Source organism: Rhodoferax sp. U2-2l (assembly GCF_020594515.1).
Taxonomy (GTDB): Bacteria; Pseudomonadota; Gammaproteobacteria; order Burkholderiales; family Burkholderiaceae_C; genus Rhodoferax.
Window position 1 is genome coordinate 123,444 of the sequence record NZ_JAJCTH010000004.1, and the last position, 15,873, is coordinate 139,316.

The following is a 15,873-nucleotide window of genomic DNA, read 5'->3' on the forward strand; positions in this document are numbered from 1 at the left end:
GGAAAAAAAGCGCCGGAGTTTCCTCAGGCGCATGGTCAAGTCATCGACCGGTTCAGCTTTCCTGCTTGTTCCAGATCTGGTTCTTGTAGATCAGCAGCGCCGCCGCAATCGTGGCCACGATCGTGAAGACGATGAACAGATAGCCGGGAACGAAGCCCTTGGCAAAGAGCCTGAGCAGCAGCGGCACGCCGATCGCCACCGGGATCACCTTGGGGTACTTGATGGCGAACGAGACCATCAGCGACCCGAACACCGCCGGCACCGTGTAGGACTTGATCGCGTTCAGCACCTCGGCCGGCAGCGCCGCGAGCAGCACCGAGCCTGCCAGTGCCCCGACGCAGACGAAGCCGACCGTGGTGATGATCGACCCGATGATCGCCATCGACGACACCACCTCGGCCTGCCGCGAGCCCGGCTCGACCTTGATGATGTCCTGCGCCACGGCCGACGCCGGCAGCTTGCTGGTGCCGATGTTGCCGGTGAGGAACGCCAGGTAGCTGCCGATCATCCCGAGGGCCGGGTAGAACGTGATCGGCTCGATCAGCCAGATGAAGCCGAACGATGCGGTGATCAGCAGCACGTCCTTGATGATCCAGTCCATCGGCGGAACGACGCCATGCACCAGGTACAGGTACGCGACCGGAAGAAAGGATGACAGGCAAACGCCGATCAGCGTGATTCTCCCGATGAGGTGCACCGGGCGAACCCATTCCTTTTCGTAAACAGCATTGTCCATTTCATTCACCTCTGATTCAAGCGAGGCCGTGCCAGGCGGCACCGGCGAGCGTTCCGACGATCATCGCCAGACCCAGGCTGTATTCCTTCAGCTTCTCGACGCGCTGCGCGATCTGATAGAAGACGAAGGTGGCGATGCCGGCCGCGGCCCAGGCGGCGACGAAGTCACCGCCGCCGAGCAGCGTTCCCGAGCTCAGGTTGCCGTAGATGGCGCACATCGCGGCCCCGCTGACGATCGCCAGGATCCGGGGGTTGCGGCTGACGACCTTGCGCTGGATGCCGGCCAGGTGCTTGGCGAACAGCACGACCGCCAGCAGCGAGCCGACGCCGTTCAGCCACATCCCGAACCAGGACACCATCAGCGCTTCCTTCGCGTAGTCGGCGCCGCCGAAGGTCACGCCCGCGGCCTCGGCACCGATCTTCGCGGCGGCCAGTTCATTGGTCGCCGACACGATGATCGACAGCCGCATCCAGGCCAGCGGGCTGCCGAGCACGGCCATCAGGCCGACCATCACGATGAGGATGCCCAGCGCCGGGCCGACCGCCGTCATCATGCCGATGCGCATGGCCTGTCGGCACTGCGCCTCGCTGACGCCGACGCGCGCGGCCTGGCGCTTGGTCAGGCGGAAGTACGCGACCCCCTGGAACGCCACGATCGCGACCGTGACGCTGCAAAGTGCCCACAACAACGGGCTGTTGATGATCTCGTCCATGGCTTTGCCTCAGTTCTGCGCACATTGCTGCGCGAATGCCAGGACCGCGCGGCTGAAGCACTCCATCGGCGGCGTCGTGATGCCGGCGCCGACCTGCCCGATGCCAGGCTCCTTGTGCACGCTGCCCGTCGTGATGACCGGCAGGATGTTGGTGCTGACGACCTTGCGGATGTCGATGCCGGTCGGCGAGCCCCTGAAGTTCAGCACCGGCTGCGAGTAGTTCAGGTTCTCGGTCAGCGTGATGTCGTACATGCGCTTGGAGATCTCGATGCCTTCGGACGGCGAACCGCCGATCAGCTGCACGATCGCCGGCGCGCCGCTCAGCGCGAAGCCGCCGATGCCGGCCGTCTCGGTGATGCAGGAGTCGCCCATGTCGAGGTTGGCGTCGTCGTCGCCAAAGCCCGGGAAGTACAGCCCGACGACACGCTGCGCCGGCCCAACGAACCAGGTGTCGCCGAGGCCGGAGACACGGATGCCGAAGTCGACGCCGTTGCGGCACATCGCCGTCACCATCGTGCTGTTCGGCACGTTGCGCGCCACGTCCAGGCAGACCTTGGACGTCGGCATGCTGATGCTGAGGAAGTAGCCGTCGTTGCCGTTGACGAAGTCGACGACGTGCGACAGCCGCTCGTGGGAGATCCCGGTCTTCAGCAGCAGCGGGAACAGGGCGCGCAGCAGCAGGCTGGTGCCGGCCTTGTTGCGGTTGTGGCCCTCGTCACCCATGTGCAGCGCCTGGAACTGCAGCGAACGGGCGTCGATGCCCTCGCTGTTGGACAGCGCCTCGTGCATGACGTTGCAGTACTCGCTGCCGATCCAGCGCAGCCGCTCGAGCACCTCGGGAGCGAAGGCCCCGTAGCGCAGCAGCTTGCCGCCCATGCCCTCGGGCACGGCGCAATAGGCGAAGTTGCCGTGCTTCTTGTTCTGGAACACGTGAACCGCCATGTGCGCCGAGATCACGCCGCCCATCGCGCCGACGGTGTCGTGGTCGTGGCACGGCGAGAACTCGATCTGGCCGGAGGCCGCGACCTGTTCCGCCTCTTCCGGCGTCTTGGCGAAGCCTTCCAGCATGATCACGCCGATGATCGCGCCGCGCATCGGGCCGCACATGCGGTCCCAGGTGATCGGCGGCCCGGCGTGCAGCACCATGTTGGGCTTCATGCCCGGAATCACGTCGATCGCCTGGCGGCAGTCGACCAGGAACGGCGAGGCCGCCAGGAACCGGTCGATGGCAACCTGGTTGGCCGCGTCGATCTCGGGGCTCTCCAGCAGCGACAGCGCGCGGATCAGCTCGGGGTTGCCGCCGGCCGGGGGCGTCCAGTCGACATGCACCGCCGACACGCCCTGGTCGAGCAGGTCGTGGAAGAAATTCTCCGTTCCCAGGTTCACCGCCTTCAGCGGCGAGCCGAACAGTTCTTGGACTTTGGACATCATCAGTTCTCCTGGACAAGTAGGGCCGCCAGTCGGGCGGCATGGGCGTTGGTCTCACCGAGCAGCACGCCGAGATCACGAAGGCGCGCGCACTGGTCGACAAAGTTCTGCGGGTCTTTCGGCGTGCCCAGCACGTAGGCGACGACCGTCAGCCGGCGCCCCTGGCGCTTGGCCTCGGCCAGGGCCTTCTCGATGGCCGGCAGCGCCGAGCCGACCGGATCGGGATGCCCGCCGTAGCCGAGCACGAAGTCGAGCAGCAGCACGGCCGTCTCGGGGTCCGAACCCTCCGCAACGATGCGGGTGTTGCGGACTTCCGGGTCGATCATCGGGTGCGGCTTGCCGCGCGTGAACACGTCGTCGCCCATGTCCAGGAAGGTGTGGGCCTGGCTGCGCATCGGGTCCGCGAGCTGCTCCTCGGCCTTCTTGGCGGTGTTGCCGAAGCACGGCGCGTTCGGCCGCTCCTGGCGGAAGATGAGGCGCGACTCCTCGGTCAGCGTGCCGCCGCAGAACAGCGCCCGCACGTAGCCGTTCTTGGAGGGCGTGCAGTCCGCCGGCAGCCGCCCTTCCTTGCCGATCCAGTCGGGCACCGGGCGCGACAGCGCGCGCAGGGTCTGCGCCGCGCCGGCCTCCAGCGTCGAGGCGCCGAGCACGTTGCCGTCGGGCTCGCCGGAGCCGGCGGCCCCGAGGAAGCACAGCACGACCGGCTTGCCGCAGGCCCGGGCGCGGCGGCGGATCTCTTCGGCAATGGTCGGGTGCGGCGGCTTGGAGATCAGGACGATGACCTCGGTGGCGGGGTCGTTCGCCAGCGCGTCCATCGCCTCGAACATCATCAGGCCGCCGATCTGCGCGCTCAGGTCGCGGCCGCCGACGCCGATCAGCTGGCTGACGCCGGCACCGGCCCGGCTCAGCAGGACCGAGATCTCCTGCGCACCGGTGCCCGACGCACTGACGATGCCCACCGAGCCGCGCTCCACCTGGTTGGCGAAGCACAGCGCCTTGCCGCCGATGATCGAGGTGCCGCAGTCGGGGCCCATCATCAGCAGGCCCTTGTCGCGGGCGAGTTCCTTCAGCGAGCGCTCGTCTTCCAGGCTGACGTTGTCGCTGAACAGCATGACGTGCAGGCCTGCCAGCAGCGCCTTGCGCGCCTCGGCCGCGGCGTACAGCCCCGGCAGCGAGATGACCGCGACATTCGGCTCGAGCTGGCGCACGGCCGCCTGCAGCGTCCGCGGGTTGGCCTGCTTCGAGTCGTCGCCGTCGGTGCGGCGGCTCATCGCCGCCTCGATCCCCTGCAGGGTCGAGGCCTCGTCCTGGGCGTCGTCGAGCTGGATGACGATCATCACGTCGTTCGGCTCGGCCCCCATGGTCTCGCGGGTGTCAAAGCCGCCGTCAGCCAGCAGCTGCTTGTTCATCTCGGTGCCCATGCTGACCGAGACGCGCAACACGCCGGGCAACTCCAGCAGCCCCTTCGAGATCCCCATCAGGGTGACGGAGTCGAAGTAGGTGTTCTTCTTGATGTAACCGATTGATTTCATATCTGACCTCAGGCTTGTTCGGTGTGGAAATGCGTGCCGACGGAACGGTCTCCGACGGCCTGCTCCAGTTGGTGAATGGACGTGATGACGCCACGCCCGCCGGGACGCCGATCGAGGTAGGTCAGGATGGCCTCCACCTTCGGCTGCATGCTGCCCACGCCGAACTCGCCGGCGGCCATGTAGCGGCGGGCCTCGTCGACGTGGACGACGCCAAGCTGCTGCATGTCGGGCTGTCCGAAGCGGATCGCAACCTTGTCGACCGCCGTCGGAATGACGAACAGGTCGGCCTTCAGGCTGACCGCGAGAAGGGCCGAGACGCGGTCCTTGTCGATGACGGCCTGGACGCTCTCGTAGCCGCCTTCGGCGCTGCGCACGACCGGTATCCCGCCACCGCCGCAGGCGATGACCACGGTGTCATCGGCCAGCAGCCGCAGGATGCTTTCTTCTTCCAGGATGGCGCGGGGCTTGGGCGACGCCACCACCCGGCGCCATCCACGCCCGGAGTCCTCGGCGATCGACCAGCCCTGCGACGCCGCCAGCTCGTGCGCCCGCTCGGACGACATGTGGCCGCCGATCGGCTTGTCGGGATTCGAGAACGCTGCGTCAGCGGCGTCGACCTCGACGCGGGTGACGACCGTCACGACGCGGCGCGCGGCCTGCCCGCGGCGGATGAACTCGTTGTGCAGGGCGTTCTGGAACATGAATCCGATCGAGCCCTGGGTATGGGCCACCGAATGCTCCAGCGGCGCCACCGGGACTTCCCCTCGGGCCATCTCCGAACGGCGCTGCAAGAAGCCCACCTGGGGGCCGTTGCCGTGCGTGATGGCGACCCGCCAGCCGGCGTCGATCATGTTCACGACGTGCGTCGCAATGCCCCGGATCGTGTCGTACTGATCCTGGGCCTCGGCTTCCGCCGCCGATTTGATCAGGGCATTACCACCGATCGCCACGACAGCCAGTTTTTCACCTGTCATTTGCTGCTCCGATACGCTGTTGTGTGGCAACCATTTGCCAGCACAGAAACTATAGGGCGAGCAAAAACCGAGTTATCGGAAAACTCACGCGATCCGCGTGCAATTTTTTTTGACAAGCGCGCCGCACCCAAAAACTGGTTTACGCGCTAGGATTTACCCGCAATTCGCCCAGGTCCGTCGCCGGACGCTGACCCTCGCTGCGCCTCGACGAGATGTGAGGCCGTCGCCAACCGCACCGGACCACCGTCAACGATGTTTCTTGCCCGCTCGACCACCACCCGCGCCGCCCAGACGGCAGGCATCGGCACCCGCCCGCACGAGCGCGGCCGGGTGTCCGCCTGGCGTCGTCCGCGCGCCTTGGCGGCGCGCCGGTCGTCCGAGTCGGGTCGAACGAAGGCCCGAGACACGGGTCCGTGCGGTCATCACCTCGGGAGCGACGACTCATGACAAGTTATTCCAAGCCGCCCCACAACTTAGACCTCGAAACCCTCTATACGTTTCTTCTGGTCGTCGAGCACCAGAGTTTTTCGGTGGTTTCCGAACTGATGCACAAGACCACGTCCACCATCAGCTATCGCATCAAGAATCTCGAAGAAATACTCGACATCAAGCTCATCAACCGGACCACGCATTCGGTTACGCCTACCGCCGCGGGCTTGCTGCTGATCGAGAAGGCCAAATACCTGCTGGACTGGCAGCATGATCTGCCGCGGGAACTCAAGAAAGTCGCCTCGGGAGTTGAGCCGAGTTTCACGATGGTCTTCAACAATCTCCTCTACGACGCCCAGGGGGCGGCCAGCCTGCTGGTCCACCTGTACGAGAAGTTTCCCGGCACGCTGTTTCGCCTGGAGCGTGCGGTGAACATGGGGGTCTGGGACTACATGCTTCACGAGAACGCCCATGCCGGCATCGGCGCGCCCGGCCTGCACGCCATCGACGACACCTATCGCTGCCTGCCGCTGGGCCTGATCGAGTGGGACTTCGTCTGTGCCGCCGGCCACCCGCTCGTGCGGCGCTCACAGTCGCTGACCGAAGACGACGTGCGGCGGATCCCGGTCATCAACATCGAGGACACCTCCCGCCACCTGCACAAACGGCAGGCCTGGCGCCTGACCGGGCAGCAGGAGCTGCTGGTGCCGGACATGGAGACCAAGATCAACGCCCACCTGCTCGGGCTGGGCGTCGGCTTCCTGCCGCAGGTCGTGGCCCAGGCCCATGTCGAGGCCGGCCGGCTGCACCGGCTGAACGTTCCCGGCGTCTTCCGGGCGCCGTCGCCGATGTCGCTGGTGCGGCGCAAGAACCAGAGCGGGGTGATCGATTCGTATGTCCACGATCTCTTCCGCCAGCGCCATCCGCTGACCCAACCATTCACCCGGGCGATCAGCCAGCTGTTCCCCGCGCTACCCCACTGAAAGGTCACCCGTGTCCACCGAGAATGCAGTTCCGAAACGCGCAGCCATGCTGCGGGTCACACTTGCCGGCATGGTCGGAACCACGCTGGAGTTCTACGACCACTTCATCTACGGATCGGCGGCCGCGCTGATCTTCCCGCGGGTGTTCTTCTCGCAGATGAGCCCGAACCTGGCGCTGCTGCTGTCGCTGGTGACCTACGGCGTCGCCTTCCTCGCGAGGCCGCTGGGCGCCGTCATCTTCGGCCACTTCGGCGACCGGATCGGCCGCCGGGACGTGCTGGTCGTCGCGCTGGTCCTGATGGGCGCGTCGACCTTCCTGATCGGCTGCCTGCCCGACTACGCGACGGCCGGCGCCACCGGCGCCTACCTGCTGTGCGTGCTGCGCGTGCTGCAGGGCATCGCGCTGGGCGGCGAGTGGGGCGGCGCCACGCTGATGGTCAGCGAGTACGCCAAGGGCAGCAAGATCAAGGCGCTGCTCGGCAGCATCGTGCAGATGGCGTCGCCGCTGGGCTTCCTGCTCGCCGGCGGCATGTTCGCCGCCGTCACCAGCCTGACGACCGAGGCCCAGCTGCTCGACTGGGGCTGGCGCATCCCGTTCCTGCTGAGCGCCCTGCTGGTGGGCGTCGGCGTCTACATGCGCCTGCACCTCGCCGAGTCGCCCGAGTTCCTGCAGATGCAGAAGAAGGAGCCGGTGGCGCCGGTGCTCGAGGTCGCGCGCAACCATCTGAAGCCAGTCTTGCTGGCCGTCGGCACGCGCACCGGCAGCGACATCGCCTTCTACGTGTTCGCGCTGTTCCCGCTGGTGTACCTGCCCCACCTGGGCCTGCCGCGCGAATCGGCGCTGGTGGTCGGCATGGCGGCAGCGGTCGGGCAGATGTGCGGCATCCCGCTGTTCGGCTACCTGAGCGACCGCCACGGGACGAAGCGTGTCCTGGCCGTCGGAGCGGTGCTGAACATCGTCTGGTGCTTCGCCTACGTCTACCTGCTCGACACGATGCAAATGCCGTGGATCATCGCCGGGGCCTTCGTCGCGCTGTTCCTGCTGGCCGCGCTGTGGGCCCCGCTGGCGGCGCACCTGCCGGCGCTGTTCCCGGTGAGCGTGCGCTACACCGGCACCGGCCTGGGGTTCCAGGCGGCCGGCATCCTCGGCGGGGCGCTGGCACCGACGATCTGCCTGATGCTGCTGAACCGCTTCGACAGCGGCTACGCGGTGGCGCTGTACCTGGGCGCCACGCTGCTCGTGGCCTTGTGGTGCACGGTCAAGACGGAGCTGCGCTACTCATAGGGGGCCCGGCGCGCGCCGCCCCCCCGAATCAGCGAACAATCGCCCCATGGACCTACATGTGCCGATCACCCTAACCGACGAACTCGCCGACGACATCGTCACCGCCAGCGCTCGCCTGAACCTCGCCAGTGGCGAGATCGGGCGCATCGAGTAGCACGACTGGGACGTTGTCGCCCAGGGCCACCCTTGGGAGCGCGAGGACTACGAGGGGTCGTCTCAGAAAACGGAAAAAATCGTACGCTAAGCCTTCGTGTCCTACCCTGAAGGCGACTGCACAACATCAGGAGGCCGCGCCGCACTTGCAGCTTGCAGGGCGGCGTAGAGGGCGGTCTTGCCAATCTTGAGCCGTGCCGCAGCTTCACGAACAGTCAGCCCGTTGGCAATATGCTCTCTCGCCCGCTGCAACTTGTCGGCGGTGATGACCGGTTTGCGGCCACCTTTGCGCCCACGGGCGGCAGCTGCCGCCAGTCCTGCCTTGGTGCGATCGCGGATCAAGTCACGCTCAAACTGGCCCAGCGCACCGAACACGTGGAAGATGAGCCGTCCGCCCGAAGTGGTGGTATCGATGGCCTCAGTCAGTGACCTAAAGCCGACGCCTCGCGCTTCGAGCGCGCCAATCGTTTCGATCAGGTGCGCAAGGGAGCGCCCAAGCGAGGGTGTCCCGAATTTTGTGTAAACGGCAAGACTTTGGCTGCAGTACCGGTAACTCTTTAAAGTCAGATTTTTTCTGCAATCAAACAAGCCCCAAAGGCAAGTGACGGGCATCCATACCCATGGATTGCAACTCTCTCCTGAAGTGTGTCATGGCCAACGGATATTCGCCACGGTGCTCTTGCACCATGCGAACAGCGCGTTCGCGCACTTCCGGGGAAAAACGGTTTGATTTCTTGCTCATGACTCCATCTTCTCAAAGTGTGGAGCCTCCTCAAAATCCGGGGCGATTCAGGCTCAACGCAGAAAGAGTTCCGAAGTTGTTTCTCTCGGGGTCCACCTCGTCCAACAGCGCGCCTGGCCCCAGAAGCCAGTCCTCGACGTCAAAACGACGAGAGCCGTCCATCAGCCGGTCATAGTTCCTGACACCAATCAGATCTTTTTCCACAGTCAGCGCCTCAAGAAGCTTGTCTTTGTCCAAATCAACACGGATGACTTTGTAGGGCGCCAGGTAACCGTCCTCAATGCCATGTTTGAGGCTGTAGGTGTACAGCGGCTCACCAAAGTAGTCGCTGTTGGAGATGTCTTTGGTTTCTTTGGGTGTGGCGGTCAGGCCGATCTGCGCGGCGATGCTGAAATAGGAGAGGATTTCGCGCCAGGCCGAGTCTTCGGCGGCGCTACCGCGGTGGCATTCGTCCACCACGATCAGATCGAAAAAGTCTGGCGAGAACTGTTTGTAGATGTTGCGGTCCTCATCCGTGCCGCTGACGGCCTGGTACAGCGAGAGGTAAATCTCGTACGACTTGTTAACCTCTTTGGTGCTTTTGTTGACGGCCAGGTCGATGTCTTCCACCGTGACATGGCCTTGTGCATCGACCCGCTCAATGCCCTTGGCATTGGGGCTGAGTTTGGCCATGGCGCCCTTGAAGGGCCGGAAGTCGTTGACCATGGTTTGGTCGACCAGGATGTTGCGGTCGGCCAGGAACAGGATGCGCTTTTGGCCGTTGGCTTTGCCCGCGCGCCAGTCGGACTTCCAGAGCCGGTGGATGATCTGGAAGGCGGTGTAGGTTTTGCCGGTGCCGGTGGCCATGACCAACAGCACCCGGTGCTGCCCGGCGGCAATGGCTTCGACCGTGCGGTTGATGGCGCCCAGCTGGTAATAACGCGGGGTTTTGGCTGGGGCGTAAGGGGTTTCGGCCACGCGCTGTACCGCAGGTGCCCAGCCTTTCCAGGCGCAGTAACGACGCCACAGTTCTTGCGGGCTGGGAAATTCGTCCAGGCCAATGGTTTGCTCCAGAACGCCGGTGGCACAGGTGGCGTCACGAAAGACAAAACCGTCGCCATTGCTGGCAAAGCTGAACGGCACGTCGAGCAACTGGGCGTAGTGAATGGCTTGCTGGGTGCCCGCGCTGACGGACAGACGGGCTTGTTTGACCTCGACCACGGCCAGCGGGATGTTGGCTTTGAAAAACAGCGCGTAGTCGGCGCGCAGCACCGTGTTTTGGTCGCGCCGGGCGGTTTTGCCGCGCACCACCACCCGGCCGTCGCGCAAGGGGTACTGGGCATAGATCTGGTCAAGTGTGTGCCAACCGGCGGCCACCAAAGCCGGACGCACGAACTTGTCGCAGATGTCGCTCTCGGAGAGTGATTTTTTGTCCATGCCGCTGGCTTTTCCCTGATGGATTGCGGTCACCCGCTGGAAAGTTACAGAGGTGGATCAAGGACGATTCTGCCACTCAAGTGGCCGATTTCATCAGCGTAGGACGCCCCATTCAGCGCTGCGGGTTGAAGTGCGGACTCAGTTGCACCGTCTCACCAATGATCACCAGCCCGGGCTGGGGGCCATAAGACGGCGCCAGCGTCACCAAGCGACTCAGGCCGGTGGCCCAGATACGCTGGCTGGTCCGGGTACCGTCGCGCACCACGGCAGCCGGGGTGTCGGGCGCCAGGCCATGCGAGATCAGTTGCTGGGCAATGTGCGGCAGGCGCTGCACCCCCATGTAGAACACACGCGTCTGCCCCGGGCGCGCCAAGGCCGTCCAGTCATAACCACCGCTCTCGTCGGCCAGATGGCCGGGCAGGAAGACACAGCTGCCAGCCAAGTCGCGGTGGGTCAGCGGGATGCCTGCCGCCATCGAACAGCCGCTGGCTGCTGTCACACCCGGAACAACTTCAAAACCGATCCCTGCGGCCTGCAGCGCCTGCACTTCTTCCCCTCCGCGGCCAAACACAAACGGGTCGCCCCCTTTGAGCCGCACCACTTGGCGCCCAGCCTGGGCATGTTGCACCAGCAGGGCGTTGATCTGGTCTTGTGGCACCGAATGGTTGCCCAGGGCCTTGCCCACATAGAGGCGCTCAGCGCTGGCTGGAATCTGGTCGAGGACCTCTTGTGTGATCAGCCGGTCATGCACCACCACCTCGGCACGCTGCAGGCGGTTGAGCGCACGCAAGGTCATCAGGTCGGCCGGGCCGGGCCCTGCACCCACGATGTAGACAAAACCTGCTGTCTCACTCATGACAATCTCCCGGACCTTGGTGAAACACCAGATCAGCCACCGGTTTGCCCGCCACCAAATGCTGCTCGATGATGCGGTCCATATTGTCGGGTGTCACGTTGTAGTACCAGGTGCCATCGGGTTGTACACACATCACCGGCCCGCCTTTGCAGGCGGCAAAACAGCTGACCCGGCTGCGTTTGACCCGCAACGCGCCGTCATTCAAACCGGCGGCCTTGAACTTGTCACCCAAACTGTCAAACAGGGCCTGCGCGGCGCCGTCCTGGGCACAGCGTGGGCCGGTGCAAATCAGCAGATGGCGTTTGTACTCGCCAATTTTGGGTTTGATCACCTCAGTCATACCTCAGCCTCGTCAGCACCAGGCGTCTCTTCCTCTTCAAGCGGGGTTCTGAGCACCAGCTCCAGATAGTCTGCGGGCAGATGGTGAAGCTGCGCCAACTGCGTCAGACTGATGCCTTCAGCAAAGTCAGCGTGTAGGTTGGCCATCCAGCCCAGCAGACCGGTGGACAGAGAACGGCCACGTTTTTCGCCCTCCCGCGCGCTACCGTCACCTTGCAGATCGTATTTATTGGCATAACCACGCGGGGTGACCATCAGACCGTCACGCACAAAGGTGTTGCTGTTGCCAATCAACACGGTGCTGAGCATGCCGATCTCGCACTCACTCATCTTGTCGAGTGTGGTGAACACAATGGCCTGGCGGCGACGGTAGGCCGACTTGACCACCGCCACCGGCGTCTGCGGCGAGCGATGCCGCAAAAACAGGTACTGCGCCTGTTCAATCTGCTGGGTGCGCCGCCCACTCTTGGGGTTGTACAGCGCCACCACAAAGTCAGCCGCAGCAGCGGCCTCCAGCCGACGGGCGATGACGGGCCAGGGGGTCAACAGGTCGGACAGCGAAATCGAGCAGAAGTCATGCGTCAACGGCGCCCCCACCAGCGAGGCACAGGCATTGATGGCCGAGGTGCCCGGCACAATCTCCACCGGCACACCGCTGTCAGGCGTCCAACCCGCCTGAAACAATACCTCATAGGTCGGACCAGCCATGCCGTAGACCCCGGCGTCGCCGCTGGAAATCAGCGCCACCTTTTTGCCGGCCTGGGCGCGCTCCAGCGCATGCACCGCGCGGTCGAGTTCCTCGGTCATGCCCTTGCGAATGACCTCTTTGCCCTCGAGCAAATCGGCCACCAGCTTGATGTAGGTGACATACCCGATCACCACGTCAGCCTCGGCAATGGCTTCGACCGCGCGGTGGGTCATCTGGGCGAAGCTGCCCGGGCCGATGCCCACCAGCATGATCTTGCCTTGCGGGCCGGTGGCAACGGGGGCTTCAGAAACAATCTCAGTCATGCGTCATCCTTGCAATGGAAATGGTGGCGTTTTTTCCGTCAACGCCTTGGTGTTTGAATTTTTCGACCAGCAACTGATCGGCTTGTGCCCCCGCCGCCAGCAACGCAGCGGCCTCGGACACCGAGGGGGTGCCCATGTAACGCAAGACGGTCTCGGACGGATTGGGCACCGGCACCACAGCCAGTTCAGCCGCGCGGAAAAATCGCAGCGGCCAGCCCCCTACCTTGGCCAGTTCGAGGAAAGCAAGCTCGTTGGACTTGGCCTCGATGCTGGCCAACACCCGCACCTGGGTGCGGCTCAGCCCGGCCTGCGCCAACGCGTCGTACAGCGCCTGCAGCACCGTGGTCAAGGGGGTGCCCCGGTCACAGCCCAGACCAATCGCAACGCCCGATGTCGCAACACTCATGCGCTCTGCCCCTGCGGCGGGCGGTAAACCACCAGCCGTTCATGCAGTTGTTCCCAATGCGCGGGGGTCACTTCGGCATGGGTGATCCACAGCACCGCCTTGAACTGATCCAGATCAACATCTTCCAAGCGGGTAAAGCGCTGGATGTTGGCTGGCAAGGGTGTCGGGCGGGTCCACCAGTGGGGGCTGCCCGCCTCTTGCACCAGCGCCACCGGCTCCTGGTTGACCACGGCGGCAGAGACGCGAGTGATATTGATCTTGGGCGACTCCACACGCCAGCCCAGTTCGCGTCCCAGAATATCGACGGGGATGGTCTTGCCCACATCCGACGCGGTGGTCAGCACCGCAGTGCCCCCCAGCAACGCAGCCACCTGTTCTGCCATGGCGTTGGCCCCACCGATATGGCCAGAGAGCACCGGTATGACAAACTGCCCGGCATCGTCCACCACAATCACACCGGGGTCTTCGTCCTTGCTTTTGAGGTAGGGCGCGATCAGGCGCACCACCGCACCGAGCGAGACAAAAAACACCAGTTGGTCAAAGTTGGCAAAGAGCTGCGCTACTTCATCACGAAACGGGCCGCTGTAGGTCTGGACCGGGTTGCTGACGCCGGCCAGCAGCGGGGCAAACTTGTCGGCGACACACACATGGGCGGCGGGCAACTGCTGCGCCAGCAGCGCGGCTTGTTGTGCGCCGTGTTTGGTGATGGCAATCAGCATCACACGCGGCACCGGCTCGGTCAAAACGGGAGATATCTGCTCACTCATTGGGCAGCTTCCTCTGCCAGCTCGGTGCTGGTTTTTTTGCGACAACCGCGCACCATCGGCCCTTTTTCGCGGCCCGGATTTTTCACAAGCAGCAAAGACAGGTAGTTGACCTGGCTGCCTTTGAGGCTGGCCACGTCCCGCACCACCCGCTCCAGCGGCGAACCGGCTTTTTCCACCAGGCAGCTGTGGGTCAGCAGGCCACGTCGCGCCAGCAAATCGATCAGCTCGTCCAGCAGCGGTTTCACCTTCATCAGCACCAGGGTGTCGAAGTCGTCGAGCATTTTTTCCACCGCATGGATGCCATAAGCGGCGGGCACGATGGCAATGGTGTCGTCCTGCTCGGACAGCGGCACCTGCACCGTGGCACAGACTGCATTGAACGAACTCACACCCGCCACAACTTGCACCTGCGCGGCTGGGTCCAGCTCACGCAGCACCCGCGCCAGGTAGCTGAAGCTGGCGTAAGTGGAGGCGTCCCCCTCCACCAGAAACAACACGTCCTTACCGGTGGCCAACAGCTCACGCACGGTTTCAGCGGCTTTCAGCCAATGGCGCGCCAGTTTCTCTGCATCGTGCGTCATCGGGAACAGCAGCGGCAGATGCTGCGCGGGCAGCGGCAAACCCGCGCGCTGGGCAATATCGAGCGCGTAACTGTCGGAGCGCATGCTGCGCACCGGGTAGGTCCAGATCGCATCGGGGCGCTCCAGCAAAGCCCAGGCCCGGCGTGTGATCAGTCCGGGGTCGCCGGGGCCAAGCGAGACACCAAAAAGGGTACCGTTTTTAGACATGAGTTGCTACAAATTCAGAAGTGATTGGGATAGACCCTGCCTGGGCACAGACGACCCAGACCGGGTTTTCTGCGGCCATGCGGTGCATCTGCAGAATCGGCTGGCTGCGTGAGGCCTGTAACTGCAGCACGTCCCAGTTGGCAGCCAGGGTTTTGACCGTTTCAACCGCCGTGGCCATGTTTTCCAGCGTCACAAAATTCATCACGAGCCAGCCGCCGGGGCGCAGGCGCTGCATCACCAGGCCAATCAGTGCGGCCAGCTCGCCGCCCGAACCGCCGATGAACACCGCATCGGGGTCGGCCCAGTCGGCCAGGCCGTCGGGCGCCTTGCCGTGGACCAGGCTGTGGTTGCTGATGCCCAAGGCGCGACGGTTCTGCAGCACATTGGCGCAGTCGTCGGCATTTTTTTCAATGGCATACACATGGCCCATTGAGCACAAGCGGGCGGCCTCCAGCCCGACCGAGCCCGAGCCCGCACCAATGTCCCAGACCACACTGTTCTGGCGCAGTTGCAGGCGCGCCAAGGACACCGCTCGCACCTCGTTTTTGGTGATCAGACCTTTTTCCGGGTGGCGCTGGGCAAAGCTGACATCGGGCAAGCCAAACAACACTGGCGACGCCCGCAACGTGGTGCGCCACAGCAGCACCACATTGAGTTCGGCAAAAGTCATCTGGGTGGCGGCCTCGATGCTGAAGCCGCTCAGCACGCGCTCCTGCGGCTGGCACAGGCGCTCGGCCACCGCCATTTCCCAGTCGTTATCCAGGCCCTCGGTGACCAGCATGCGGGCGATGCGATCGGGTGAGTTGGCCGGGCTGGTCAACACCGCCAGGCGGTCGTGCTGGCGCAGTTCACGCAGCAAACCATACAGCCCATGGCTGGGTGGTGATCCGGCCACCCATTCGCCGGCATCACGGCTGTGCACCGAAACAAAACGCATGTCCTGCCAGGGCAGACACAGGCGGGCGCAGGCCAGTTGCAGGGTCGAGACGTTGGGAAGCACCTCGATCACCTCGACACACAGGCGCGAGGCCAGGTAAGCGGCAATGCCATGGCACAAGGGGTCGCCAGTGGCCAACACCACCACGCGCAGGCCTTCATCGAGCGCAGCGCGAATCCATTCCGGCACCTGGGACATCACACCGGTCAGGTCACGCTGCTCGGCCTGCGGCGCGATGTGCTCGGCCAGCAGTTCCAGCGTGCGTGTGCCACCAATCACCAACTGCGCCTGTTCCAGATGGGTCAGCGCAGCCTGGCTCAGGCTGGTCGCGCCATCGTCCAGCACGCCCAACACACGGCACTTGTCCAAATTCTTCATG

Annotated in this window: 15 protein-coding genes and 2 pseudogenes; 2 read left to right on the top strand and 15 right to left on the bottom strand. The window is 64.4% G+C overall.

Features of this window, described 5'->3' with window-relative positions; translation table 11 throughout:
• Nucleotides 1–52: 52 nt before the first annotated feature.
• From LHU53_RS05120 to LHU53_RS05140, 5 genes are read right to left on the bottom strand one after another with little or no spacing between them, the layout of a single operon-like run.
• Nucleotides 53–736, bottom strand: a complete 684-nt coding sequence (locus LHU53_RS05120; protein ID WP_227331018.1) for a hypothetical protein — start codon at nt 734–736, stop codon at nt 53–55.
• Between the two features lie 16 nt (nt 737–752).
• The gene (locus LHU53_RS05125) at nt 753–1,448 is read right to left on the bottom strand and encodes a DUF5058 family protein (RefSeq protein ID WP_227331020.1); all 696 of its coding nucleotides are present in this window, start codon (nt 1,446–1,448) and stop codon (nt 753–755) included.
• A gap of 9 nt (nt 1,449–1,457) precedes the next feature.
• Nucleotides 1,458–2,876: a DUF1116 domain-containing protein gene (locus tag LHU53_RS05130; RefSeq protein WP_227331021.1), complete on the bottom strand. Its 1,419-nt coding sequence runs from the start codon at nt 2,874–2,876 to the stop codon at nt 1,458–1,460.
• A 2-nt stretch (nt 2,877–2,878) separates the two neighbouring features.
• Entirely contained in the window at nt 2,879–4,408 is a 1,530-nt protein-coding gene (gene fdrA / locus LHU53_RS05135; RefSeq protein ID WP_227331022.1) for an acyl-CoA synthetase FdrA, read from the bottom strand.
• Nucleotides 4,409–4,416: 8 nt separating this feature from the next.
• Nucleotides 4,417–5,382: a carbamate kinase gene (locus tag LHU53_RS05140; RefSeq protein ID WP_227331023.1), complete on the bottom strand. Its 966-nt coding sequence runs from the start codon at nt 5,380–5,382 to the stop codon at nt 4,417–4,419.
• A 443-nt stretch (nt 5,383–5,825) separates the two neighbouring features.
• On the opposite strand from LHU53_RS05140, the gene LHU53_RS05145 reads away from it, so the two are divergent.
• Nucleotides 5,826–6,794, top strand: a complete 969-nt coding sequence (locus LHU53_RS05145) for a LysR substrate-binding domain-containing protein (protein ID WP_227331024.1) — start codon at nt 5,826–5,828, stop codon at nt 6,792–6,794.
• A 10-nt stretch (nt 6,795–6,804) separates the two neighbouring features.
• Nucleotides 6,805–8,079, top strand: coding sequence for an MFS transporter (locus LHU53_RS05150; RefSeq protein WP_227331025.1), 1,275 nt, complete (start codon nt 6,805–6,807; stop codon nt 8,077–8,079).
• Between the two features lie 255 nt (nt 8,080–8,334).
• Here the strand turns inward: LHU53_RS05150 and LHU53_RS05155 are convergent.
• The 10 genes and pseudogenes from LHU53_RS05155 to cbiE all read right to left on the bottom strand — a co-directional run.
• Nucleotides 8,335–8,730, bottom strand: a pseudogene (locus LHU53_RS05155) (recombinase family protein); the annotation flags it as partial.
• A gap of 82 nt (nt 8,731–8,812) precedes the next feature.
• Nucleotides 8,813–8,974, bottom strand: a complete 162-nt coding sequence (locus LHU53_RS05160; protein WP_227331258.1) for a hypothetical protein — start codon at nt 8,972–8,974, stop codon at nt 8,813–8,815.
• 225 nt (nt 8,975–9,199) lie between these two features.
• A pseudogene (locus LHU53_RS05165) lies at nt 9,200–10,390 on the bottom strand (DEAD/DEAH box helicase family protein); the annotation flags it as partial.
• 112 nt (nt 10,391–10,502) lie between these two features.
• Nucleotides 10,503–11,246 (bottom strand): uroporphyrinogen-III C-methyltransferase, encoded by a 744-nt coding sequence (cobA, locus tag LHU53_RS05170; RefSeq protein WP_227331026.1) that lies wholly within the window; start codon nt 11,244–11,246, stop codon nt 10,503–10,505.
• The gene (locus LHU53_RS05175; protein WP_227331028.1) at nt 11,239–11,586 is read right to left on the bottom strand and encodes a ferredoxin; all 348 of its coding nucleotides are present in this window, start codon (nt 11,584–11,586) and stop codon (nt 11,239–11,241) included. Before LHU53_RS05175 ends, cobA begins: the two co-directional genes overlap by 8 nt.
• Entirely contained in the window at nt 11,583–12,596 is a 1,014-nt protein-coding gene (gene cobJ, locus LHU53_RS05180) for a precorrin-3B C(17)-methyltransferase (RefSeq protein ID WP_227331029.1), read from the bottom strand. The genes LHU53_RS05175 and cobJ overlap by 4 nt, the downstream gene beginning before the upstream one ends.
• A complete protein-coding gene (locus LHU53_RS05185) occupies nt 12,589–13,002 on the bottom strand; it encodes a cobalamin biosynthesis protein (RefSeq protein WP_227331030.1) in 414 nt (137 codons plus the stop codon). Before LHU53_RS05185 ends, cobJ begins: the two co-directional genes overlap by 8 nt.
• Entirely contained in the window at nt 12,999–13,769 is a 771-nt protein-coding gene (locus LHU53_RS05190) for a cobalamin biosynthesis central domain-containing protein (protein ID WP_227331031.1), read from the bottom strand. The genes LHU53_RS05185 and LHU53_RS05190 overlap by 4 nt, the downstream gene beginning before the upstream one ends.
• A complete protein-coding gene (gene cobI, locus LHU53_RS05195) occupies nt 13,766–14,557 on the bottom strand; it encodes a precorrin-2 C(20)-methyltransferase (protein ID WP_227331032.1) in 792 nt (263 codons plus the stop codon). Before cobI ends, LHU53_RS05190 begins: the two co-directional genes overlap by 4 nt.
• Nucleotides 14,550–15,872: a precorrin-6y C5,15-methyltransferase (decarboxylating) subunit CbiE gene (cbiE, locus tag LHU53_RS05200; protein WP_227331033.1), complete on the bottom strand. Its 1,323-nt coding sequence runs from the start codon at nt 15,870–15,872 to the stop codon at nt 14,550–14,552. The genes cobI and cbiE overlap by 8 nt, the downstream gene beginning before the upstream one ends.
• Between the last annotated feature and the right edge of the window lies 1 nt (nt 15,873).